The sequence below is a fragment of the Shewanella gaetbuli genome (assembly GCF_023284065.1).
Taxonomy (GTDB): Bacteria; Pseudomonadota; Gammaproteobacteria; order Enterobacterales; family Shewanellaceae; genus Shewanella; species Shewanella gaetbuli.
On sequence record NZ_JAKIKP010000002.1, the window covers coordinates 484,415 to 510,227 of the forward strand.

21 protein-coding genes are annotated in these 25,813 nt (G+C 41.1%); 9 read left to right on the forward strand and 12 right to left on the reverse strand.

Features of this window, described 5'->3' with window-relative positions:
* Window positions 1-42 precede the first annotated feature (42 nt).
* From ybeD to L2672_RS04875, 4 genes are all read left to right on the forward strand, one after another.
* Window positions 43-309: a DUF493 family protein YbeD gene (gene ybeD / locus L2672_RS04860; RefSeq protein WP_248994695.1), complete on the forward strand. Its 267-nt coding sequence runs from the start codon at window positions 43-45 to the stop codon at window positions 307-309.
* Between the two features lie 98 nt (window positions 310-407).
* Complete coding sequence (lipB, locus tag L2672_RS04865) at window positions 408-1,058, forward strand: lipoyl(octanoyl) transferase LipB (protein ID WP_248994696.1); 651 nt, start codon at window positions 408-410, stop codon at window positions 1,056-1,058.
* A complete protein-coding gene (gene lipA, locus L2672_RS04870; protein ID WP_248994697.1) occupies window positions 1,058-2,023 on the forward strand; it encodes a lipoyl synthase in 966 nt (321 codons plus the stop codon). The genes lipB and lipA overlap by 1 nt, the downstream gene beginning before the upstream one ends.
* A gap of 281 nt (window positions 2,024-2,304) precedes the next feature.
* Window positions 2,305-4,608, forward strand: coding sequence for a TonB-dependent hemoglobin/transferrin/lactoferrin family receptor (locus tag L2672_RS04875; RefSeq protein ID WP_248994698.1), 2,304 nt, complete (start codon window positions 2,305-2,307; stop codon window positions 4,606-4,608).
* A gap of 874 nt (window positions 4,609-5,482) precedes the next feature.
* Here L2672_RS04875 and rimI read toward each other — a convergent pair.
* The 5 genes from rimI to L2672_RS04900 all read right to left on the reverse strand — a co-directional run bounded on the left by rimI (window position 5,483) and on the right by L2672_RS04900 (window position 8,449).
* A complete protein-coding gene (gene rimI, locus L2672_RS04880) occupies window positions 5,483-5,935 on the reverse strand; it encodes a ribosomal protein S18-alanine N-acetyltransferase (RefSeq protein WP_420833127.1) in 453 nt (150 codons plus the stop codon).
* Window positions 5,936-5,941: 6 nt separating this feature from the next.
* Complete coding sequence (locus L2672_RS04885; protein ID WP_248994699.1) at window positions 5,942-6,283, reverse strand: hypothetical protein; 342 nt, start codon at window positions 6,281-6,283, stop codon at window positions 5,942-5,944.
* A gap of 232 nt (window positions 6,284-6,515) precedes the next feature.
* A complete protein-coding gene (locus L2672_RS04890; RefSeq protein WP_248994700.1) occupies window positions 6,516-7,139 on the reverse strand; it encodes a bifunctional 4-hydroxy-2-oxoglutarate aldolase/2-dehydro-3-deoxy-phosphogluconate aldolase in 624 nt (207 codons plus the stop codon).
* A gap of 16 nt (window positions 7,140-7,155) precedes the next feature.
* On the reverse strand, window positions 7,156-8,088 hold the full coding sequence (gene kdgK / locus L2672_RS04895) for a 2-dehydro-3-deoxygluconokinase (RefSeq protein ID WP_248994701.1): 933 nt from the start codon (window positions 8,086-8,088) through the stop codon (window positions 7,156-7,158).
* A 25-nt stretch (window positions 8,089-8,113) separates the two neighbouring features.
* Window positions 8,114-8,449 (reverse strand): cupin domain-containing protein, encoded by a 336-nt coding sequence (locus L2672_RS04900; RefSeq protein ID WP_248994702.1) that lies wholly within the window; start codon window positions 8,447-8,449, stop codon window positions 8,114-8,116.
* Between the two features lie 299 nt (window positions 8,450-8,748).
* On the opposite strand from L2672_RS04900, the gene L2672_RS04905 reads away from it, so the two are divergent.
* From L2672_RS04905 to L2672_RS17355, 3 genes are all read left to right on the forward strand, one after another.
* Entirely contained in the window at window positions 8,749-10,893 is a 2,145-nt protein-coding gene (locus L2672_RS04905) for a heparinase II/III domain-containing protein (protein ID WP_248994703.1), read from the forward strand.
* Between the two features lie 11 nt (window positions 10,894-10,904).
* Window positions 10,905-13,085 (forward strand): heparinase II/III domain-containing protein, encoded by a 2,181-nt coding sequence (locus L2672_RS04910; RefSeq protein WP_248994704.1) that lies wholly within the window; start codon window positions 10,905-10,907, stop codon window positions 13,083-13,085.
* A 368-nt stretch (window positions 13,086-13,453) separates the two neighbouring features.
* On the forward strand, window positions 13,454-14,299 hold the full coding sequence (locus L2672_RS17355) for a DUF2971 domain-containing protein (protein WP_248994705.1): 846 nt from the start codon (window positions 13,454-13,456) through the stop codon (window positions 14,297-14,299).
* 992 nt (window positions 14,300-15,291) lie between these two features.
* Here the strand turns inward: L2672_RS17355 and L2672_RS04920 are convergent.
* From L2672_RS04920 to L2672_RS04940, 5 genes are all read right to left on the reverse strand, one after another.
* Complete coding sequence (locus tag L2672_RS04920) at window positions 15,292-16,587, reverse strand: MFS transporter (protein WP_248994706.1); 1,296 nt, start codon at window positions 16,585-16,587, stop codon at window positions 15,292-15,294.
* The gene (locus tag L2672_RS04925; protein ID WP_248994707.1) at window positions 16,584-16,931 is read right to left on the reverse strand and encodes a cupin domain-containing protein; all 348 of its coding nucleotides are present in this window, start codon (window positions 16,929-16,931) and stop codon (window positions 16,584-16,586) included. The genes L2672_RS04920 and L2672_RS04925 overlap by 4 nt, the downstream gene beginning before the upstream one ends.
* Before the next feature lie 65 nt (window positions 16,932-16,996).
* Entirely contained in the window at window positions 16,997-19,264 is a 2,268-nt protein-coding gene (locus L2672_RS04930; protein WP_248994708.1) for a chondroitinase-B domain-containing protein, read from the reverse strand.
* A gap of 113 nt (window positions 19,265-19,377) precedes the next feature.
* A complete protein-coding gene (locus tag L2672_RS04935; protein ID WP_248994709.1) occupies window positions 19,378-19,623 on the reverse strand; it encodes a hypothetical protein in 246 nt (81 codons plus the stop codon).
* Window positions 19,624-19,938 (reverse strand): hypothetical protein, encoded by a 315-nt coding sequence (locus tag L2672_RS04940; RefSeq protein ID WP_248994710.1) that lies wholly within the window; start codon window positions 19,936-19,938, stop codon window positions 19,624-19,626.
* A 310-nt stretch (window positions 19,939-20,248) separates the two neighbouring features.
* Here L2672_RS04940 and L2672_RS04945 point away from each other — a divergent pair, with 310 nt between their 5' ends.
* Window positions 20,249-20,983, forward strand: coding sequence for a FadR/GntR family transcriptional regulator (locus L2672_RS04945; protein WP_248994711.1), 735 nt, complete (start codon window positions 20,249-20,251; stop codon window positions 20,981-20,983).
* Window positions 20,984-21,783: 800 nt separating this feature from the next.
* Here the strand turns inward: L2672_RS04945 and L2672_RS04950 are convergent.
* Together L2672_RS04950 and L2672_RS04955 are read right to left on the reverse strand one after the other, a co-directional pair.
* The gene (locus L2672_RS04950) at window positions 21,784-23,142 is read right to left on the reverse strand and encodes an MATE family efflux transporter (RefSeq protein WP_248994744.1); all 1,359 of its coding nucleotides are present in this window, start codon (window positions 23,140-23,142) and stop codon (window positions 21,784-21,786) included.
* Between the two features lie 119 nt (window positions 23,143-23,261).
* Entirely contained in the window at window positions 23,262-23,969 is a 708-nt protein-coding gene (locus L2672_RS04955) for a FadR/GntR family transcriptional regulator (RefSeq protein WP_248994712.1), read from the reverse strand.
* Between the two features lie 826 nt (window positions 23,970-24,795).
* Here L2672_RS04955 and L2672_RS04960 point away from each other — a divergent pair.
* The gene (locus L2672_RS04960; RefSeq protein ID WP_248994713.1) at window positions 24,796-25,521 is read left to right on the forward strand and encodes a FadR/GntR family transcriptional regulator; all 726 of its coding nucleotides are present in this window, start codon (window positions 24,796-24,798) and stop codon (window positions 25,519-25,521) included.
* Window positions 25,522-25,813 lie beyond the last annotated feature (292 nt).

Sequence of the window (25,813 nt, forward strand, 5' to 3'; positions counted from 1 at the left end):
TTGCCTCCATATCTGTATCAACAATCACAAATGAGTAAATAGATGTTAAACACTACCTTTGACGAAGTCATGGAATTCCCTAATTCTTGCCCTTTTAAAGTTATTGGCGATGCTGATGACACCCTAGCCGATCGTGTTGTAGCTGTTGCCCAGCAACTTGCTCCTGGTGATTACGTTCCAACGGTAAAAGCATCAAGCAAAGGTAATTACTACTCAATTACCATCCGCATTACCGTAACCAGTAAAGAGCATATTGAAAAAGCGTACGAAGATCTTGCCGCTATTGAAGGCGTAAAACGCGTTCTTTAATCATTAATTTCATCTTCAATTGACATAAACTTGAGTATAATACTCAAGAATTAATAAACACGCGCCTAGAACGTGTATAACCATTGGAGTTATTACCCTTGTCAGCATCAATATTGCACATTCGCCACCTTGGCATGCAAGACTATGAATCTGTATGGCACGCTATGCAGGAATATACCGACAACCGCGATGCCAACAGCCAAGACGAGTTATGGATTGTTGAACATCCACCTGTATTTACTCAAGGCCAAGCGGGTAAAAGTGAACATATTCTTAACCCTGGAGACATTCCCGTCATTCAGGTGGATCGTGGTGGACAAGTGACTTATCACGGCCCAGGCCAATTAGTGGCTTACCCGCTAATTGACATCAAACGCAATAAAATGGGCGTCAGACAGTTAGTGACCAATATTGAGCAAAGCATTGTTGATATGCTGACCCAGTATGATATTGAAGCCTATCCCAAAGCTGACGCTCCCGGTGTTTATGTGCAAGAACGTAAAGTGGCCTCTTTGGGGTTACGCATTCGTAAAGGATGCTCATTTCATGGCTTAGCATTAAATGTTGATATGGACTTAGCCCCATTTCAACGCATAAACCCTTGTGGGTATGCTGGCTTAGAAATGGTACAATGCAAAGCATTAGGCGGCCCGCAAACTGTGCTAGAAGCTGGCGATAAACTCATTGAAACATTTACCCAAGTTATGGGCTACCAACAACTTGTACATCATCAAGGATTAGCAGAATAATGAATAGGCCTGAAAGATTACAACCAGGTGTTAAACTGCGTGATGCGGATAAAGTATCACGTATTCCGGTAAAAATTGTTCCCTCTGAGCGCGAAACCATGCTGCGCAAGCCTGATTGGTTACGGGTAAAATTACCAGCATCAAACCAACGTATTCTTGATATAAAATCAGCACTACGTAAAAACGGACTGCACTCGGTATGTGAAGAAGCTTCATGCCCTAACTTAGCAGAATGTTTTAACCACGGCACCGCAACCTTTATGATTTTAGGTGCCATTTGTACTCGACGCTGCCCGTTCTGTGATGTTGCCCATGGTCGCCCACTTAAGCCAGATGCTGAAGAACCTAAAAAACTGGCACAAACCATTGCTGATATGAAGCTTAAGTACGTTGTTATCACTTCAGTAGACCGTGATGATTTACGTGACGGTGGTGCACAACATTTTGCTGATTGTATACGTGAAATCCGCTTATTAAATCCTGAAATTCAAATTGAAATTTTAGTGCCAGATTTTCGTGGACGAATTGATGCGGCATTAGATATCTTAGCCACTGAGCCACCCGATGTGTTTAACCACAACCTAGAAACAGCGCCAAAGCATTACCGTAAAGCGCGTCCTGGTGCTAATTATCAGTGGTCGTTAGATTTATTGAAAAAATTCAAACAGCGTCACCCTGATGTGCCAACAAAGTCTGGCTTAATGATGGGCTTAGGTGAAACCAACGAAGAAATAGCCCAAGTGCTACATGACTTACGTGCCCATGACGTAGAAATGCTAACCTTAGGCCAATACTTACAGCCGAGTAAATTCCATTTACCAGTTGAACGTTACGTACCACCAGCGGAGTTTGACGAATTAAAAGCCTTAGCTGAAGAAATTGGTTTTACTCACGCAGCATGTGGTCCATTGGTGCGCTCAAGCTACCATGCCGATTTGCAAGCCCAAGGTAAAGAAGTGAAATAACCGCTGAATTGACGGCTCACTAACATCAAAAACGGCGCTCATTTAGCGCCGTTTTTATTTTTGATTTATTAACTAATATTTTAACATTCCCCTCCAAACACACCGTATCACCACAACAATCTCCCAACATATTTTTAGCAGTAATTTTAAATAACTCATTAAAAAATCAGCCAATACTAATATTGAGATCATGATCGCTTTGTAAATAAATGTTCATGGTAAACTCCGCCGCCATAAAGATGAGAGTAATTCCTATTCAGTTTTAATTAAGGTTAGCGATAATGAGACAGCTTCCGTTAAACGTGATCAGTGCGGCCATTGCAGCTATTTTAGCTCCAAGCGCTATTGCCCAAGAAACCACGACCAAAGAGCCTGTGGTTGAACAACCAAGCCAACAAGAATCCACCAGCCCAGAGCCAATTCTTGCTAAAGAAGACTTATATATCGTTAATAACTTCCATGATGTGATTGTTATTTCTGGCTCACGCATGGAACAAACTTTAGACCAAGTTGCTGGCAGCGTAGTGGTCATTGATGAAGAGTCTATTGCCCGCAACATGACGACCGACTTCTCAACCTTATTTAGAACCGAAGCCGCCGTAGACGTTAAAGGTGGTGCAGGTAAGCCTAGCTCGGTCACCATTCGTGGTATTGGTGGCAACCGCGTAATGATGGTGAAAGATGGCGTTAGGGTAAATAACCAATATGCCTCGCCTCTTGGCCCAGGTGCAGAAGGCACTGGCCGTGGCTTAACGGAAGTTGAAGGCTTAAAGCAAGTTGAAGTATTAAAAGCTGCAGCCTCAACCATGTATGGTTCTGACGCACTTGGCGGCGTAATGGTGATGACCTCTAAAGACGCTGACGATTACTTAGCTGGCCAAGATTATTACTTCTCAGCGAATGGTGGCTATACTGGCATGAATGATGAATTCAGCGGTGGATTTACCAGTGCATTTAACCAAGGTAACTTTGATAACCTCGTTAGCTACCAACGTCGCCACGGTGAAGAACAGCAAAACTACAGCAACACCCTGCCAGACAGTGACTTAGTGACCGACAGCTTGTTGCTGAAAAGTAAGTATCACTTTAACGACGATACCAATTTACAGCTAACCGTTGATTACCTAACACAACAATTGGACCGCTGGGAACAAACCCCAGAAGATAATGATTCTATTGACTATGACCGTAAAACCGAAGCCTTAAATGCCTCATTGCGTTTACGTTCAACCAAAGAACGTGTGGTTCACGATAATGTCGATTTCGTGCTTTATTATGGTCAAACAGATCAAAGTGAAAAACGTAATTACTTTAATGGTATTTCAGGCCCTGACCGCGAAATCACCGAAAAACGTGATTATGAATTCAATGAATACCGCGTTGGTTTTGCCAGTACTTTCAGTAAAGCTTTATCGCTAACCGGCCATGACCACAATATTATTTATGGTGTCGACGTTGAGCAGTCTGAAATGAGCCGCCCGCGTGATTATCAAAAAATGGATGATAATGGCAACTGGATTCCTTCAGACACTGATACCTTCTCATTTGCTGACACCAAAAGTTTACGTGTAGGGGCTTTTGTTCAAGACGACATCAGCTTTTTAGACGGTAAATTAAATGCCATTTTAGGCTTACGTTACGACTACTTTAAAAACACCCCTGATCAACAGCAAGCTGAAGATGCTGGCCGTGATCCGGCAGACTTTGAAGCGATGAGTGATGGTTTTTGGTCGCCCAAAGCGGGCCTTGTTTATCACATTACCAATGATGTCAACGTGTATGCCCAGTATGCTTATGGCTATAAAATGCCGACGCCAGACCAAAAATGGGGTGAGCTAGAAGTTAAAGATGGAGCAATGCCGTTCCCTGTACTGATCCAAGCAAACTATGACTTAGAGTCAGAGTCTAGCCACACTATGGAGTTAGGGGTACGGGGTCACCATGGTGATACTCAGTACGAATTAACCACCTTCTATACTCAAGCCGATAACTACATCGACTGGGAATTTGTCGGCTGCGGTGGTCCACTTGGCTGTGTTATGCCACGCTCTTTAGAGTACCGCTACATTAACTACGATAAAGTGACCTTGTACGGTGCAGAAGCCTCTGTAAGCCAGTGGATTGGTGACAGTGTGGAAATTTGGGGTAACATTGCTTACACCCATGGTGAAGACCAAGACGGTAATTACCTTAATACCGTTAGCCCACTAAAAGGTAACATAGGTGCTAATTACTACACTTATGTTGGCAATACTGAACTAGACTTCGGCGCGACAGTACGTTTTGCCGATAAAATGGATCGCACCACTGACTTAGATATTTTCCCTGTTGTTATGCCGGGCATGGATTTCAACGAAGTATTTAACACTTCAGGTTATGCGGTTGTGGACTTAACTGCCAATGTGCGTATTACTGATAACTGGACGGTACGCGCTGGGGTATATAACTTATTTGATAAAGAATATATTGAATATGCTGATGTGGCGGGTCAATCTAAGTTCTTAATGGGCTCAATGGGAGTTACTGAAGAAACTTACTCTCAGCCAGGTCGCTACTTTAACGTTAAGTTAAACTACACCTTCTAACTGTTACAAGCTCAGAGACAGTAAAGAATCCACCTTCTGAAGAAGGTGGCTTTAATTTAGCCTCCTAAAAGGGGCGTTGTTTACTGTAACGTAAATAAGCCTTAGCTTGAACAGTCAAGTTTGACTAAAAGTTCATAGCTTCAATCTAATCAATTGCCTGCCGCAGGCCTTCGTGCAAGCACGACCGTGACACGCTGCAAGTTCGTCCCTGAAAGCTCGGCCATGACGAATAACATCCATGTTAAACAGCCAGTTCGGCATCCATGCCTCTCGCTCAAAGCGTTTCACACCGTGAAACTTCGCCATGTCATGGACGGTCACCGCTGCGCTTACACCTGAAATTTTCGCCTCTTCGATTTGACCTTGTTTGCATCTAATTAGACGTAAAAACTTTCAGATTCAATGTGAATTGAGGGCATCGAGAAAAGTTCGTGAGCTTGGCATGGATGCCAAGTTAGCTTACGTTAGGCCAAGGATGGCCTATCGGAAGCGCTAGAGCTTTTCGACAATGACCGAAGGCAGATACCAACGAAGTTAAAAGCTGGATCAATCCCCATCGAAAATTATGCGCTTTTCAGCATTTTTCGTCTGGGGCGGCAGGGTGATCCAAGAGGGTATTGCTGTTGATACCCTTTTGGCCGGTGCAGGATGGAATCCTGCGATGTTAATCCAAACGGAGTTTGGAGAGTCAGAGTTCAATTAACATGAGTGGATATTCAGGCAAAGCCTTATTGATGATAACCACCTACTGAAATAGGTAGTTTAGGGACTGAAAAAAGAGGTCAGTGCCCATAGCACTGACCTCTTTTTTATGTGATTTAATATAAACCTTACCGCTAAGCTGACTCAATAAAAAATAAGCTTAACTAGTCAATCACCAACTTAAGTCCATTAATATGGCATCTTCTGCCCCCGACTCACTAGGGTAGTAACCTTGTCTGCGGCCTATTTCAACAAAGCCGCTTTTTTGATAAAGGGATATAGCCGCTAAATTTGACTGGCGCACCTCAAGCATAATTTTAACCCCAGCATGGGCTTTGGCCTGAGTAATAACAGAATCAAGCAGTAAGCGCCCTATTCCTCTGCCTTGCACTGTAGGGCTGACACAAATGTCCATTAAGGTCACTTCATCAATAATTTGCTGCACAATACTAAAGCCAAGTAACTGATGGTTTTCAAACAACCCTTCAACACGATAAAAGCGGCCAAAACAATCTTGTAAACTGGCTAACGACCATGGGTGCGTGTGAGCGGCAGATTCTATTGCCAACATATCTTGGCAATCATCAACGGATAAACGGTGAATTTGGTATAACGGAGATGACATAAAGGGCTAAGCTGCTTTATCAAGTTGCTGGCAAATTTGTTGCCACAAGAGGCGCTTTTCTTCAACGCTATTAATAACCTCTGCCAAAGGTGCGCTGACCAACCAGGCGACTCGAGGACGGCGTTTAACTTTGCGCATATCCCATACCACTTGCGGACCTTTATGTAATTCACAATCAAAATCACACTGTTCTAGGGCAATATTTAACAGTAGCAGCACTTGTTCAATAAAGGCCATTTGCGACAAGTCAGCATCGACATCATGCAATATTAGATAAGGCTTACCCGGCTTGTCGGCACTGCGCCAGCGGGTGATGTTCATTGCATCTAAAAAAGCGTTTTTATCCATATTTAAGTGTCATTTGTTTTGCAGTGCAATAAGGGTATCAGGTTAGCTGAATGGTTGAAACTGTCAGGGTAATCTTAATAATACCACTTCATAAAAAAACACCGACAACCCCAGCAAGCATCTAGAATTATCGGTGCGTAATGGCCTAACTCAATGCTACACTATCGTGTTAGGCTGGCGCTGAATAATCAGCTATCGTTATGATTTTTAAACCGTTTAATGGCCTTAAAGATTACGCTACGTGAGCAACCGCTTCTTTAACTAAACGACCAATTTCGTCCCATTGACCATCAGCAATCATTTTTGGAGGTAACATCCACGTACCACCACAAGCTAATACCGCAGGAATCGCTAAGTACTCATCAACATTTTTTAAGCTAACACCACCGGTTGGCATAAATGTGACAGGGTAAACTGCCGCTAATGCTTTTAGCATTTGAATCCCGCCTGATGGCTCAGCTGGGAAAAACTTCACTGTTTTAAGACCCATTTCCATCGCTTGTTCAACTAAGCTAGGGCTGTTGATACCAGGAATAATTGGGAAGTCTTTATCTAAACAATATTGCACAATTTTTGGATTAAAGCCTGGGCTAACAATAAAGTCTACGCCTGCCTCAATGGCTTCATCAACTTGAGCTGGGGTTAAAATAGTGCCCGCGCCAATAAGCATGTCAGGAAAAGCTTCACGCATGTTACGAATAGCTTGAGCCGCACATGGCGTTCTGAAGGTGACTTCAGCACAATTCATACCATTTTCAACTAAAGCCTTTCCTAACGGAATGGCATCGTCTGCATTGTCAATTGCAATAACTGGAATGACTTTTAATTGAGTTAATTTTTCATTTAATGTGGTCACAATACTTCTCACTTATTTAGATGCTTAAATTAGGCATGGCTGCTGTTGGAATAATCGCGCCAGCATATTGAATGACAGTACCAGCAAGAATATGGCCAGCCTGTGCTGATTCTTGAGGGGTTCCGCCCGTTAAACGTTTGGCTAAATAGCCTGCACTGAATGAGTCACCCGCGGCAGTAGTATCAACCACTTTTTCAACACGAGTTGCCGCAACACTGATACGTTCTTCAGGAGTAATAACAAGGCAAGGTTCACAACCAAGCTTGATAACAATTTCAGTGACACCAGCCGCTTGAGTACGTGTAATACATTGCTCAACCTCGTCATCACCAAAAAGCGCTTGCTCGTCTTCAAAGGTTAAACAAGCAATATCGGTCAGCTTTAGCATGGCTTGGTAGCTTTCTAGTGCTTTGGCCTTGCTTTGCCATAACGTTGGACGGTAGTTGTTGTCAAAAATAACCTTGCCACCGGCTTGCTTAAATTGAGTTAGCACATCAAATAACACAACACGACTTTCATCGGTCAAAATAGCTAAAGAGATTCCGCTAAGGTAAATTGCATCAAATGTCAGTAATGACTGAATTAACCCATTGCTGTCAGCTTGCTCAAATAAATATTTAGCCGCTGCATCGTTACGCCAGTAATAAAAAGAGCGCTCACCGGTATCATCGGTTTCAATGTAATATAAGCCTGGTTGCTTACCCTCAATGTGCAGTACATTTTCAGTATGCACACCTTCAGACTGCCATTTGGCTTTCATGTTACTGCTAAATGGATCATGTCCTAACGCAGTAACATAGTGGGTTGCTAAATTGGCATTTTGGGTAAGACGCGCTAAATACAATGCGGTATTTAATGTATCTCCACCAAAGTTTTGCGCTAGCATTTCGCCTGTTGATCTAAGCTCAACCATGCATTCGCCAATTATCGCAATTTTTTGATTATTCATATTCCACTGCCTATTTAGAGTCTAGTTACTTTAGGATGTCTTCTCTTGAAGGAGAAAACACATCCAGTAAAACGCTGTCATCTTCAAGTGCTACCGCACCATGCTCAAAATGTTTTCGAGCAATATAGGCATCACCTGATTTTAAAATTTTTTTCTGACCATTTATGCAAGCTTCAAAGCGACCTTTCACCACATAACCAATTTGGTCATGAATTTCATGGCTATGAGGTTTACCGACAGCACCTTTATCAAAGTTAAGGTGAACAACCATTAAATCATCGGTAAATCCTACAATTTTCCGCTTAATGCCATCACTTATTTGCTCCCAAGGATGGTCGTCTGCATTAAAAAACAACTGCATCGTTTGTCTCCAAGGTGTCTTTAAATCATTGCGTATCGTCAAGATTGCTTTATCATAATGCTTACTTTCGATTTGTAATACAATATGTTTTTATTTGTGTGAACCATATCAAGTAATCTTTTTGCAAACAAAAACCAGTAAAACAAGTGCATTCGTTACAGTGAAAGCTAAATATTGATTGTGACAATGAATGTGATCAGGGTCATTTTTCTGGTAGGATTATATACAAATATTAACCATATTGTATTACTTTATACGCAATACATTAAATTCATGACTGTAAAAAGGTGAAAAAACCTATGGCAACGCAACCCATATTGCTTACTGAAGCTGAAATAGCACTACTAAGTAAAGAAGTCGGTCGCTCAAGTTTGATGGGAAAAACCATCGCGACTAATCAGAAAGACGTTGATGCTTTCATGCAACTGCCCATCGATATTCCTGGTCACGGTGAAGCAGGCGGATATGAACATAACCGTCACAAGCAAAACTACACCTACATGAATTTAGCGGGTCGCTTATTCCTTATCACCAAAGAACAAAAATATGCTGACTGGGTGATTGAAGTATTAGAGCAATATGCGGATAAATATTTAACTTTTGACTTTCATGTTCAAAAGAACACCAACCCAACAGGCCGTTTATTCCATCAAATTTTGAACGAACACTGCTGGTTATTTTATACCAGTCTTGCTTATTCTTGTGTTGCCTCACAAATGAGCGAAGCACAACAACAACGCATTCAAGAACGTATTTTTGAGCCAATGCTTGAAATGTTCACCGTAAAATATGCTCACGACTTTGACCGTATTCACAACCACGGAATTTGGGCCGTTGCAGCAGTGGGTATTTGTGGTTTAGCCGTAGGCAAACGTGAATACTTAGAAATGTCGGTATACGGTTTAGACCGCAATGACACGGGTGGTTTCTTAGCACAAATTTCACAATTATTTGCGCCATCGGGCTACTACATGGAAGGCCCTTACTACCACCGTTATGCCATTCGTCCAACGTGTGTATTTGCAGAAGTATTACACCGCCATATGCCTGAAGTGGATATTTACAACTACAAAAATGGCGTTATTGGCAACACGGTTCAAGCACTGCTTTCAACCGCTTACCCTAATGGTGAATTCCCAGCATTAAACGATGCATCTCGCACTATGGGCATTACCGATATGGGTGTTCAAGTTGCAGTAAGTGTTTACAGCAAGCACTACGGTTTAGACGACAACCTATTAGGCATGGCTAAAATTCAAGACGCGGTATGGATGCACCCTTGTGGTTTAGCATTATCACAAGCATTTGAACAAGCCACTGCTGACCGTGAAATTGGCATGCCATTCTGGCCAAGTGTTGAGCTAAACGAAGGCCCAACTGGCGAAAGTGGTGCTCAAGGCTTTATCCGTATGCAGGATAAAAACCAAGACGTATTCCAACTTGTGATGAACTACGGTCAACACGGTATGGGTCATGGTAACTTTGACACCTTAGGCATTACTTACTTTAACCGAGGCCAAGAAGTATTACGTGAGTACGGTTTTGGTCGTTGGGTTAACGTTGAGCCAAAATTTGGTGGCCGTTACTTAGACGAAAACAAAACCTATGCACGCCAAACCATTGCTCATAACATGGTAACAATTGACCAAACGTGCCAAAACTACTTTGACGTAGAACGTGCAGACAGCGTACATGGTATTCCACACTTTTTTAAAGTGGACAGTGATTCAATTAAAGGCATGAGCGCATTTGCCAACGACCATTACGATGGTTTTGAAATGCAGCGCAGCGTATTCATGGTTAACATTGATGGCCTAGAAGCGCCATTATTACTAGACCTATACCGCTTAAACGGTGAAGGCGAGCATCAATATGACTACTCGCACCAGTACGAAGGACAAATTATTCGTACTAACTTTGACTACACCACCCATACAGAATTAGACACCTTCGGCGACAAAGATGGTTATCAACACTTATGGCGTGTAGCCGACGGCAAAGTAGACGGTACAGCTTTAGTCAGTTGGTTACAAAACAACACTTACTACACATGGTTAGGCACTAGCTCAAACGACAACGGTGAAGTTATTTTCACTCGTACAGGCGCTAACGACCCAAGCTTTAACCTACGTAGCGAGCCAGCATTCACACTACGCAGCAACGGCGGTAACACCTTGTTTGCGTCAGTATTAGAAACTCACGGCTACTTCAATGAAGAGTTTGAGCAATCGGTAACTGCACGTGGTCAAGTTAAAAACATTGAAGTGATTGGTCACAACAACCTAGGTTCAGTAGTAGAAATCACCACTGCAAGCCAAGTTGTTACCGTGATGATTAGCAACCAGCAATCAGCCACAGACACCACTGAGCACGAATTAGAATTCAACGGCCAACAATACAGTTGGAGCGGATTTTACGCATTATCAAGCCGCCCTGTAGCCTAGGAGAAATAGACATGAGCTATCAACCATTATTAATTAGCTTCGACGAAGCTGCTCAACTGCGCAATGAGCTTGGTAAAAATACCCTGCTAGGCAACGCATTAAGCCGTGACATTAAGCAAACAGACGCTTACATGACTGAAGTAGGCATTGAAGTGCCTGGTCATGGCGAAGGGGGTGGTTATGAACATAACCGCCATAAGCAAAACTATATTCATATGGATCTTGCTGGTCGTTTATTTTTAATCACCGAAGAAACCAAATACCGTGACTACATTGTTGATATGCTAACCGCATACGCAACCGTGTACCCCACGCTTGAAAGCAACGTTAGTAAAGACTCTAACCCACCGGGTAAGTTGTTCCACCAAACGTTAAATGAAAACATGTGGATGCTATATGCTTCATGTGCTTATAGCTGTATTTACCACACATTATCTGATGAGCAGAAACGCCTAATTGAAGATGATTTGCTAAAGCAAATGATTGAAATGTTTGTGGTTACTTACGCACACGACTTCGACATTGTTCATAACCACGGTTTATGGGCTGTTGCTGCAGTGGGTATTTGTGGCTATGCCATCAACGACCAAGAATCTGTAGACAAAGCCTTATACGGCCTTAAATTAGACAAAGTCAGCGGCGGTTTCTTAGCCCAGTTAGACCAACTATTCTCGCCAGACGGCTACTACATGGAAGGTCCTTACTACCACCGCTTCTCACTTCGCCCAATTTACTTATTTGCCGAAGCTATTGAACGTCGTCAACCAGAACTGGGTATTTACCAGTTCAATGACTCTGTGATTAAAACCACCTCTTACGCAGTATTTAAAACAGCCTTCCCTGATGGCACTTTACCTGCGTTAAATGATTCATCGAAAACGATTTCTATCAACGATGAAGGTGTGATTATGGCAACCTCTGTGTGCTTCCACCGCTACGAGCAAAGTGAAGTATTACTGGGTATGGCAAACCACCAGCAAGATGTGTGGGTACATTCATCAGGCCAAACCTTGTCAAATGCAGTTGCTGACGCCACCACGATTCCAGCATTTAACTGGGGTAGCTTATTTGTTACCGACGGCCCTGAAGGTGAAAAAGGCGGCGTAGGCATTTTACGTCACCGTGACGCACAAGATGACGACACAATGGCGTTAATCTGGTTTGGTCAGCATGGTAGTGATCATCAATATCACTCAGCACTAGATCACGGCCATTACGACGGCTTACACCTAAGTGTGTTCAACCGTGGCCAAGAAGTACTAAACGATTATGGCTTTGGTCGTTGGGTTAACGTAGAGCCTAAGTTTGGCGGACGTTATATTCCTGAAAACAAGTCATACTGTAAGCAAACTGTTGCTCATAACACGGTAACCGTTGACCAAAAGACCCAAAATGACTTTGACACCGCAACCGCTGAGTCTAAGTTTGGTCAAAAGCACTTCTTTGTTGCCGATAACCCAGCATTACAAGGTATGAGCGGTAGCATCAGCAACTACTACAACGGCATCGACATGCAACGTAGTGTGATTATTGCTGAGCTAGCTGAATTTGAAAAACCATTAGTGATTGACGTGTACCTAATTCAAGCGGATGCCGAGCATCAATACGACTTGCCAGTACACTACAATGGACAAATTATTCGCACAGACTTTGATTACCAAGTTGAATCAAAACTGCGCCCACTAGGCCAAGACAATGGTTACCAGCATTTATGGAATGTGGGTTCAGGTAAAGTTGAATCAAGTGCATTAGTCACTTGGTTACAAGGCAACAGCTACTACAGCTTAATCACTAGTGCAGTAGAAGACAGCGAAGTCATTTTTGCCCGCACTGGCGCAAATGACCCAGAATTCAACCTACGTAGCGAACCAGCACTGATTTTACGTCAGTCAGGTAAAAACCATGTGTTTGCATCTGTATTAGAAACTCACGGTTACTTCAATGAATCTACCGAAGCATCATTAAGCGCTCGTGGTGAAGTGAAGTCAGTTAACGTAATGGGCCATGATGAAGTAGGTACGGTTATTCGTATCGAAACCGTTAAAGGCAACGACTACTTCTTCGCGATTTCTAACGAAGCAGAAAGCAAGCATGCACAAACCCGTACCGTGAAGTTTGATTCTCATTACTACACGTGGACAGGTGCATTCGCTCAAGTTGAGCAGTCGGAAGTTGACCCAGCGTCTAAATAACAAACGACCGGTAATCGGCGCTTTAAAAGCACCAAGCTTGTTCAAATGAAATAAGTTACATAAAAATGGTAAGCCTAGGCTTACCATTTTTTTTGAGCAATTTAAGCTATTGTGCGTTGGTAGTTAAGTTTGATAATGCTTAATAGTGTTTGATCATTTTTGTTTTTTGCGTGAGAGGCTATAAAGAACTCACGCGTTATTACCCTTCATTTTTTAGTTTACTCAATCAATAGTAAAAAAGAACAATAAAGTCCACAAACCTTTATAAAGGTTTGTCTACTGATTAGTAAGATATTTTAGTCATCGAATTGACCCTGTTATAAGTATAGAAGTACAGTAAATACCCCATCGAACAAAAAGGATTTTCCGTGTATTTCTATAAGTTTAGGACATTTGATACGAACGCTTTAACAGCCCTTTCTAACAATGAGCTTTGGTTTGGAAAACTAGATACACAAAATGACCCTTTCGAAGGGCAATGTAAAATCGATAAGAGGTTATCGGAAGAGCTAAAGAGGTTTGCGACCCAAAGAATCATACCAGAAGATCCTAAATCATATAGTGCTTACTTTCAGTTAACTGGCTTTCATTATCCACATAAGTTGTCAAGGCTTGAACTGTTAGAGCAAGGCTGCTTACAAATGGCAAACAAAATGATTGTAAACTTGAACTCTACTAGTCGCATTTGTAGCTTTTCCTATTATGATTCAAGCTCGAAAAATGACGCTTTAACTGACAATCGGATGTGGGGGCATTACGCTAATGGGCTTCGGGGATTTTGCTTAGTTTTTGACAAAGATTTGCTAGAAAAAGCAATATTTCAATCAACAGAAAAAAAAGCGGTTGGATTCAAAGTTCGTTATCAGAATGAGCCAGATGAGTTGAAAGTGTCGGATATTTTTTCTGTCAAGAATGAGCTTGACTTGATTCAAAATGAGTCTCTCAAAGGTTATCAGATTGTGGCTAAAGCAGCATCGACTAAGTCAGAGCATTGGAAACATGAACAAGAGGTTCGTTTCATTTCTCTTTCTGATAAAACCTTGGTGAAGTACCCGTCTAATGCTTTAAAAAAGATTGTTATCGGCGGCAAGATGCCAACTGAACAAGTAAACCTTCTTAAAGATATTATGCAATCCAAATACCCTCATGCAGAGATCAAGAAGATGATGATGCACCAAAACAGCTATGAACTTAAACAAGTACCCAAAGCCTGAACTGCTGGTTATAAACAGAAACAAAAATAAAGTTAGCTTATTAGGAATAATGGGGTCAGATAATGGGGTCAGAGTTAATTTAACCCGTTGAGTGACTTTTCGTCTAAGTTACAGATAATCTGTTCAATAATCCAAACCCCCTTTGTCCAAAATTAAGATTAAAAACAATCAAAATTTACTATCGATAAATGGCACCCTAGCTCGGGGGAAATAAGTACATTTCAACTCAAATCTCAAGTAAGTAAAAAATCCACCTTCTGAAGAAGGTGGCTTTAATTTAGTCCCCTAAAAGGGGGCGTTGTCGACTGTAACGTGAATAAGTCTTAGCTTGAACAGTCAAGTTTGACTAAAAGTTCATAGCTTCAATCTAATCAATTGCCTGCCGCAGGGATGTTCAGGATGAACGGAATGTCGCGATCACATGGTCAGTGATGTTCCAGACAAATTTTGACATTCCCACCATCCATGGCGGTCAGTAGTCACCGCCGCACTTACATCTGAAATTTTCGCCTCTTCGATTTGACCTTGTTTACATCTAATTAGACGTAAAAACTTTCAAATTCAATGTGAATTGAGGGCATCGAGAAAAGTTCGTGAGCTTGGCATGGATGCCAAGCTAGCTTACGTTAGGCCAGGGATGGCCTATCGGAAGCGTTAGAGCTTTTCGACAATGACCGAAGACAGATACCGACGAAGTTAAAAGCTGGATCAATCCCCATCGAAAATTATGCGCTTTTCAGCATTTTTCGTCTGGGGCGGCAGGGTGTTCCAAGAGGGTATTGCTGTTGATACCCTTTTGGCCGGTGCAGGATGGAATCCTGCGATGTTAATCCAAACGGAGTTTGGAAAGTCAGAGTTCAAATAACATGAGTAGATATTCAGACAAAGCCTTATTGATGATAACCACCTACTGAAGTAGGTGGTTTAGGGGCTGAAAATAAAAAATGGGAAGCAAAAGCCTCCCATTTTTGAGTCAACATTAATCACTGTAGTTAAGGTTTTTTCACTGGTTCAATTTTTGGAATTAACACCCATACAGCAATAATGGCAATCACTGCTAACGATGCGCCAATAACAAACGCCGGAGTATAATTACCATTTGCCGTTAAATAAGGCACTAAAGCTGTTAAGCCCAGCGCGCCTAATTTTGCCGCCATGCCAGATATTCCAGCCAAGGTTCCGACTGCTTTTTTACCAAATAAGTCGCTTGGCAACGTTTGCACATTACCAATTGCGGTTTGAAAGCCAAATAAAATGACAGCCATAATCAGCACCGCAACTGTTGGTGCACCTGGGTTTGCCATAGCCAGTAACGCTGGTAACATAATTAAGCAACCTAAGGTAATGGTTAGCTTACGGGTTTTATTGGTATCCCAACCGGCTTTAATTCGGTTTTGCGCTAGCAAGCCACCAAACCATGCTCCTAACATAGCGCCCACATATGGCACCCAGCCGTATATACCAATAGACTTCACATCCATGCCATACACTTCGTTTAGATAAATAGGGATCCAAAAGACAAATAACCACCAAATAGGGTCAATGGCAGCAGAAGCAATAATCACGCCCCAACTTTGCTTGTGCGACAATAACTGCCCCGTTGTTGGGTTGTATTCATCTTCATCGCTATCGGTTGTTGATTCAGATGTTTTTTGTCCCGTTAAAATATATTCCCGTTCTTCGTCGGTGATCCAAGGGTGATACTTAGGCGGCGCTTTCACTAAAATAACCCAAGGAATTAACCATAAAAGACCAATTAAGCCTATAACTACAAACACCATTTGCCAGCTAAAGAAAACTGTCATATACGCAATGAGCGGAATCGCAATAATGCCACCAATAGCCGCGCCAGAATTAAATATTCCTTGGGCTAACGCACGTTCTTTAGTAGGAAACCAATCAGCGTTACTTTTAGCCGCTCCAGGCCAGTTACCCGCTTCAGCCACACCTAAAATGGCGCGAAAGATACTAAAGCTCAACATACCTTGAGCAAAAGCGTGCGCAGCAGTCGCTAATGACCAGACACCGATAGACAATACAAACCCTAAGCGAGTCCCTATCCAATCAAATATTTTGCCAAATATGGCTTGGCCAAAAGCATAAGATAAAATAAATACAATAGAGATATTGGCATAAATTTGCTTACGCTCTAATGCCGTTTCGTCGGGGAAAATATCTTCAACAATATCGGGCCATAAAACACTTAAAGCCGAACGGTCAATGTAATTAATCACCGTGGCTAGGGCGATTAAAAAAATAACCCACCAGCGAAGATTGGCTATTTTCATTTGTCGTCCTCAATAAAGTCTTCTCTAGCAGGACTAAAGGTATCAATTAATACCCCGCCCGTTGGACAAGTTGCACCATGGTCGGTATGTGGAGGAATAAAGCAGCTATCACCTGGCTTTAAAATTTTAGTCACACCGTCAATATTGAAGTGAAACTCGCCTTCCACTACATATGAAACTTGCGAATGTCGATGGGCATGGTTATAACCAATTGCCCCTTTGTCGAAATAAATTTTTACCGCCATCAATTCATGGTTGTAGCCCAGCATTTGACGCTTTAAACCACCACCAATATCTTCAACTTCAGCTTCGCTTGCAAAAGTAAAATGTTCACTTTGTTTCATGGTTCAACTCCTACTACATTTTAATTAACTGTTGTGTGTATTACTAAAACCTGCGCATTTTCTATTTAATGGTTATCTACCCCAGTTGAAATATGGTTGTCGGCCATATAAGCCGTAGGTTTCCCTTTGGCATAAAGCTCTGTCACTGTGGGCTCACCACTGTTAATAAACTGGTTATGGGTAATGTTAGAAATAGGCTCACCCGTGGTATGTTCAATCACCACTTTGGCACTATCTATCATGTGGTTATGGCTTAGCTCAGCCACTTGCACACCGTGTAAATACACACTGGCCGAGGCCTTATTGCGTTGGCCTATGCCCACATTTTTTAACTGGTTGTGATTGAACGCTAAATGAGGCCCAAATGTGCTTTCGTCTGTGCCACCGCGATATAACTTCACCACTGCGCCATCAATTTGCTCAAACTGGTTGTGATTAATTGTTAGGTATTCCGCGTTATAAATGCCTAAGTCTTCAGTTTCTTTATCCAGTCTGAAAATATCACCGCTAATGTTGCTAAATCGGTTATGGCTAATATGAATTTGGTTTGCAAAGGCATGATTGCTTGAATCAAAAAAGTGAAATGAATGATTAATATTGAGTTGGCTAATGTCACTATTAGTTAACCTAAAGCGGTAATTGGTTAGCATGCCCCATTTGCTGGTTCGGACTACGCTATTGCCCACTGAATCAGGGCTTTGCTCACCGCTAATATGTAAACCATCTAATTTTAAGTTGCCGCCATTTTGTATTTCAAACAAGGCAGACTTACTAAAGGTTAATTTAGCCGCCTTTTCATTGAGCGCTTTTATGGTGAGGGTTTTATTAATCATGAGGGTTTTATCGATGGCGTAGTCACCATCTGCCAACACAATTACATCACCATTTTGGGCAAGTTTTATAGCGTGATATAAGCTATCAACACTGGCTAAGGTGTGGTTTATACCTGAGTCAAAAGCCACTTCTGGCTCAGTTTTAGGATACCAACTGACTCCTGTATCAGCCTTTGGTACCGGAGTTAAATTTTTACTCACGCCAAATTTAGCTTGTTGTTCATCAAGCGGGTATAACAAACCATTGGCAGCACGTTCCAGCTTAATATTGGCAGTATTAATTCCCTGACTAATAACATTGTTTTCAAGTGAGTTAGCAATATTGTTGCTAAAACGAATTCCTGAAATATCATCAAAAACACTAAAAGGCGCTTGGTTATTTTGATTGAAAAACAGGTTGTCGCTGATACGTGAATCTATAGGTACTGCAGAACGCTCTTTGTCACTGCCGGCAGCTAAATCAATATGTTCAACATTAATAAAACTATTGTGATGAACATTGGCATTAACCACTTGGTGATAACGATTTATAGCTGAATTAGGCACACCATTCATCATGGTAAAGCCACTACCAAAACGGTAACCCGTTAAGCCCTCTAGGTAATTATTAGTGATTAACTGACTGCGATTAATCACCCTAATACCGCCGGTATGATCAACACCGTTGCCTAAAAATACATTGTTCTCGACAACATTGCCGTTGCCATGGCGTAAGGTCAGCGTACCTCGGGATTCAAAAAAGGTATTGTTAACGATACGGTTGGCACCCGCTTTTACGGAAATGATTTCCACTTCACCGTCACAACGGTCAAAAAAGTTGTTTTCAACTACAGTAAATGACTCACTCATTGAATGGTGACTCGTGCCAATGCGAATAGTCTCACCACCGTTTGAACCTAAAGTGGGACGAGGGCCAAAATAGTTACCGTCTATGCGATGATGGTTTTGCTGATTAGCCTCGCCACCTAACCTCACAGTTACCGTAACGCCCTTATTGCGTTTGCCCACTAAATGATTGTGATCAAAACGATTATGCTGGCCATATAGGGCAACCCAATGGTCTGAGTCATGTCGGTCGGGGTTATTGTAATTATCTATTACTACTTCAGTTACGCGGGAATGATTGGCCAGTTGGTTTTCATTCACTCTGTAAGCGATAACCGCACTACTTGGGGTATAACCGTTTTTAAATACTAGACCTGAAACATGCAGGTATTGCCCCGCTAAACTTAAATTAGATTGGCCCGATAAAATTACTTTACCTTTAGTTTCTGCCCTAAGTGATATGGGCGCATCTTCACGACCTTGGCCACTGAAAATGATTTCGAAGTCCTGCCACACACCATTAGCCAACTGAACGGTATCGCCAGCGATTAATTTTGGTAACACTTGTTGATATTGTTGTTGATTACTCACTGGATAGACTTTTGCTACAGCAGAAGTAGAAAGACTTAGTAGACAAACAAGGCAGGCTGTTAATATTTGAATTTTGACACTCATATTCACTCACGTGGTTATTATTGTTATTTCACGAGTAAAAGTGCTATCCAAGTTATTGGACCAATAAACTCCTACCTCATTGTTGAAGTCGGAGTGAGTACTTTTACCTTACTTTAGAACTTCACTTTTGCACTCACAAAGTACCTAGATCCTGAGCGAGAATAATCAGCCACAGTGGTGTCGTTACCACGAGTCATTATTTGCGGCTCGTCCAACAAGTTAAGTGCTTTAACAACTAGCCATGTTAGCGTTGGGCTTCGACAGGCACTAACAGCTTGATCTGAACTACCGCCAGTACAGTCACCACCGCCATCTGATATTGCGTTTCCAGCAGAGTCATGCAAAGCACAAACACCCATTTACGAACTGCCACCAAAATTTTCTTCAGGGTTAGAAGAATCGGTACGGCTTAAACCTAAAGTGAAGCCAAATGCTCCCGCTTTTTCAGTTTCAAAATTTTGTACCGTTGAAAATACAAAGCTGCTTACCCAAGGGCTTGAACCTTCAACATCTTCATTGTATTCGTTGTGAATGCCTGTGGCTTCAAAGGTGGTTTGGTCTTTACCAAAGTCAACCGCATTTAGTGAGCTAACATCGATAGAACCTGAAGTACCACCTTCAACTAAATCAGCTTGTTGTGATTTATAAATCACCACTTTTTTGTTTAGTTTCACGTTTATCTCCCCAGATACTTTTTTGTACTCTAATACAATACGGAAACCCAAATTTTTAAAATATCACCTTCAAAATACTGCTATGTGCGGAATAGAAACTAACCAATCAATTTAACCATGTCAACCAAATTGTTTTACCAATTATTAACAAAGGTTGACAAATGCATCCTAACTTGTGCTAAGTTTAAATGGCTAAACTGCCTGTACTAAAGCGTAAAACGCGTTAATTTGTCTTTCACCGAAATGTTAAAATCTGCGTTCAGGCACTTTCGTTCTTACCAAATGGTTAAGAGACTTCAGAGGAATCAAAATGAAAAACCGTCGATTATTTTGGCGTATTGTAGATAAAATTGAATCTGCCATTGATGCAGGGGAATTTACTGTAGGCAGTCGATTACCTCCTGAGAGAGAGTTAGCAGAACGATTTGATGTAAGTCGACCAACAGTGCGTGAAGCTATCATTGCTTTAGAGGTGCGTGAAAAAGTTGAAGTGAAAACCGGCTCTGGGGTTTATGTTATTGCCGGAGACCAACCCAATAACGCCCCACAAGTGAATGCATTTGAACTCACCCAAGCAAGAGCTTTGGTAGAAGGTGAAATAGCTGCATTAGCCGCTAAAACGATTACAGCTGAAGAGATCACTCAGCTAGAAGAAACGCTCACCTTAATGAAAGATATGCAAAATGTTGAAGAGGCCGATGCGCTTTTTCATCAAATAATTGCGTATTCTACCCGCAACAGTGCGCTTATCACCCTATTCGAGAAAATGTGGACATTGCGCTCATCAAGCGAAGAAATCATTAAAGACTATGATATTGTGTGTAGTACCGACAATACTAAAACCTTAGCCGAGCATACTGAAATTGTTCATGCTTTAGCAAGCCATGACCCCGCCATCGCACGCAGTGCAATGCACAAGCATTTTAATAGATTAATTAATGTTTTATTTGAAAAACTAGAGGCGCAAGCTTTAGATGCTGTACGTCGAAAAAATAACGCTAATCGCAATTTATACTCCATTGAAAGCCTAGTTAGTAAGCGCTAACTCGGCTACAGATTTAAAAGCAGTGTTAAGTTCGACTTAGCACTGTTTTTTATGGCTAAATATCAGTAATTTTTTGCTCACCCACTAAAACCGATACCCTGCATTTATACCAATCACGATATGTAAGTGATCATAATTAGCGTAGGAAAAATACTTGAGAACAAGGCAGATTTTTTCGATAAGTAGTTATTCTACAATCAAAAAGTCTAACGCTGTTATCGAGTGTTTTAACAAGCTAGGGTGAGCAATTATTTATCACGATTGGTATTACATTACAGGCATAAAAAAAGCTTCTTAAAATAAGAAGCTTATGAAGGAACGACTTCAAAAATGACCAAAAGGGTAAATCAGTATTACGTCCGTGTTATACCCTTGTTCAACTCATTTATTAGCTCAGTTTCAATGTAAAATATCATCAAAATCAAAAATCAATGCAAAGCTAGTCATGGGGGAACATGTGCTATGCGACTCTATGATAAACAACAAAAAGTACTAATAAACCCTGAACATTAACGCCTTGCTAATTTTTGCAAAACATCCACACACCTGAACGCTCGTTTGACATAAGTGTACTAGTTTATGCAAAACCCTCTTTCAACAATGTGAATAAAGCATGCCATTTTCAGCAAAACTACATTAACAGCGCGTTAACAACGATATTAGTTTGTAGTACTCAGCCTGTCAACCAATATATGAGAATTGGTAATACATAAAATCATTTACCACAGAGTAATGGTAATACCAAAAATATAATCCCCATAATTTAGCTAAAGGTTATTACCTGAAACGTTAGGCCAACCTTAATAACTCAGCCTTTCAGCATGTTCGTTTGAAAACTCTTTAACCGCTTTGCGCGCTAGGTATCTGAACGGGTATGCTTTAATAATTTCTTCAAATGGTTGAATAGCAAATGCCCAAAAGATGGATGCGTCAAAATACAAAATCAACAACGCGCACAGCGGAATTGAGATCACCCACTGGCCAGTGAAATTAATTTTGAACACTGCGGTGGTATGTCCCATTGCCCGTAATACGTGACCATGAACCGTGTTATAGCCTCTTACAAGAGGAAGAAAGATATAAATAGGCGCAATAATAGCTAAAGCTTGATAGGTTTCTGCTTTCATATCAGGATAAATATCGGCGATAAAAAAGCTTAATATAAAAAAGAAAATCATGGTGACGATAGAAATTAACACTGCCAGTTTAATACTCACATTTACGTTTTCTTCTAAGTCTGCTAATTGCTTTGAGCCAATGGCCTGACTAATGGTTATGGCAGAAGAATGTGCCCAAGCGGTTATAAATTGTCCGCCAGCTCTCATCCAAGGCAGTACTAAGGTAATTGCCACATAAGCATTAATTGATAACTGTGAATAAAGTAATTGATACACGCTAACTCCAATAGACAACATGGTGACATTAGCGGCAACAGGAAAAATCTCGACAAAGTGTTTTCTGATGTTATTGAGCCCTTCAGGCACATCTACTTTTAGCTTTAAATCTAAGTCTGGTAAGGTTTTTACGCATAATGCTAAATACACAAAGCGCACAAAAATGGCAGCTAAACTGCCCACAGCAGCCCCCACGACACCCAATTCGGGCGTTACCGCAGTACCGTAAATAAACACGTAGGATAAACAAGCATTTATGGGTAGCTCGATTAAATAGCCTTTAAAGGGAATTTTGGTTTTGCCTAACCCATTGAATAATGCAATACAGACTTGGGTTATGGCATTCAGTAATACCACATATTTAGCAACGCTCAGATAACGAATAACTTCAACTTGAAGCTGAGGATTATCAGTGATCAAATTCACTAATGGCTGCTCAAACACCACCAGTAGTATCCAAAATATAAAAGCAACGGCAAAATTAATACTCATGCCTGACCAACAGGCTTTTGCTAAAGATAGCGAATTTTGCGAACCAACGGCCCTACTCATCACCAACTGAGACCCATTCGCGAGTGCCATTTGAATCCCCATAATAAAGGCAACAATGGTAGTCGCGATCCCCATAGCGGCCAGAGGGATCTCCCCAAGCGGAGACACTAATAGGGTATCGATCATCAACATCGACTGCATTAACAATGCATTTAACGCCAAAGGCCAAGCTAAGGAGATATTACGGCGAACGTATGGGGACAAAGTTATCACCTTCATAAAATTAAGTTAAATATTAGCACCTTACTATGGAACAAAGCACGAAACCGTGCTTTATCATTAACAATATTCAGTGACTTAGATGGCAAGTAAATTAAGCAGCGACTCAAACCTTATTCTTCAATTTTAGATAACCGCTGGTTTTCATCTTTTAATAACTGTTGACAGAAACTGCGTGCTTTTTCAGCATCACCTGACATTATCGAGTCATATATTCCTTTATGTTCATTAATGCAAAAACGGCCACCTTCTGCCGACTCATCAATAAACAACTTAAAGATAGTGGTTAGAATATTGCCAAAAGGGATATAAAACTGGTTATCAGTAGATAAATAAATAATTTGATGGAACTGATGATCATTCACCGTCCATTTTTCATAATCAAAATTTTCAGCAGCACTTAACATATTTTGAAACAAAACAGACAGCTGCTTACGTTGCTCAATTGTCGCGTAAGTCGCTGCCAAAGCACAAGCTTCAGGCTCAATCGCTTTACGTAAACCTAAAAACTTACTTAAGAAAGATTTAGTATTTTCAAGGTCTTGGATCCAATCAAGTAATTGAGGATCTAAAAAGTGCCAATTTGATCGAGATAAAACGCGGGTGCCGACTTTAGGTCGCGACTCAATCAAGCCTTTAGCTGACAGTAATTTGGTAGACTCTCTTAATGCCGTTCGACTGACACCAAACATATCACAAAGCTCCATTTCACTTGGCAGCTTTTGCTGTTCTGGTATTTCACCAGACAAGATTTTTCTGGCAATTTGCCGAGCAACTTGAACGTGAATCCGTCTTGTCGAATCTTCTACCTGTATAAACATGATTTCACAAACCCTTAATCATAAATGTCAGCTAGAGCTGGCAATTATTTTTATTATTTATTAGTTAGATACACCCAAAAGAGTCATATCCGAAATAGTGCCTTTAATTAGCAAATATGGAAAATCCCATAATAAAGACATAAATAATGTGCTTATCAGCAATGCATAATCACACTTAACTTATGTAAAAAGTGATGTTCTATTAGGCTAATGGCCGCCACTAAAAAGGTTCACCTTGCACCAACAAATACATTAGCCTTCACTAAACTTTAGCGCCCAAACAATTCAGTCATATTATAATACAAAACAAGTAAATACTTTGAATAAAATACCTAAATAGCAAAAGGAAATTGAATGGCGTTAATTTTAAATGGGATCTAAATCGCATGATTAACATTTAAATTAAATTAAATTAAAAGTTTAACCATTGATAAATCTTAACGCCATTAGTCATACAATATTGTGTCATAAGTCATGTTTGCAAACTTTAATGCTAAAAAATATGGATGAATATCACGCCACAGCCTGACCTTAACTCTGTCGGCGAGATACATCATCGTATCCATTTAATACTATGACTAGGCTGAATTTTGATGATTTACAAAGTCTAAACTGATTAGATTTTGTAGTGTTAATTTGCCACGTTGCTTCGATCACTAAACTCAATTTACACACTTACAGGTAACACTACTTGTATGACAATAAACAGCTGAAAAAGCATGCGCCCTATGCCTCACCAGCATTCAACTGGCTCACGGCTAATTTTCCCGGCCTATTTATCATGTTATATTATGGTTATAACTCCATAACAAATGATACTCATACCATGGCAAACTCATTTAATTCTATCTCAGGTTCAAAACGCAGCTTACATTTGCATGTTGCCCGTGAAATCGCTAGAGCTATTCTGTCTGGTGAGCTGCCACAAAATAGTATTATTCCTGGTGAAATGGCCTTATGTGAACAGTTTGGTATTAGCCGAACAGCACTTAGGGAAGCCGTAAAACTGCTGACTTCTAAAGGCTTGCTGCAATCACGCCCTAAAATTGGCACCCGGGTTGTAGAGAAAAAGCATTGGAATTTTTTAGACCCACAACTTATCGAGTGGATGGAAGGCCTAACAGACACCAATCATTTTTGTGCGCAATTTTTGGGTTTCCGTCGCGCCATTGAGCCTGAAGCTTGTGCGCTTGCAGCACTAAACGCCACCGTTGAACAACGCAAAGAGCTTTCGCTAATTTTTCAAAAAATGAGTGAACTAGATGCTGCCCCTGAACTTGATACTGATGCTTGGATTCAAGTAGATATTGATTTTCACCGCGTGATCTTCTTCTCTACCGGTAATGACTTCTATCTTCCGTTTGGCAATATCTTAACCACAATGTTTGAAAACTTTATTGCTCACTCTTCAGAAGAAGGCGGTACCTGCTTTAATGAACACAAGCAAATTTATGAGGCAATCATGTCGGGTAACGCTGACAAAGCGCGTCAAATTTCATTGCAACATTTGCAGTCTATCAACCATCGATTAGCAGACGAACAAGTGGCTTAAACTAAAGCAAAATCAGCTATATCTATTACAACCACATTGAAATGAAAGTAAAGAATCCACCTTCTGAAGAAGGTGGTTTTAATTTAGCCCCATAAAAGGGGCGCTGTCTACTGTAACGTGAATACGTCTTAGCTTGAGCTGTTAGGTTTGACTAAATAGAGCTTGATCAAAGCTGACAGTCTCATATATGCCAATCTCGGCCGTTCAGCAACTGTGTAACTTAATAAAACTAATAATTGGAAGTTCAACCAACTCATTTCTGAACAAAAACGTTTTGGACCACGAATTTATA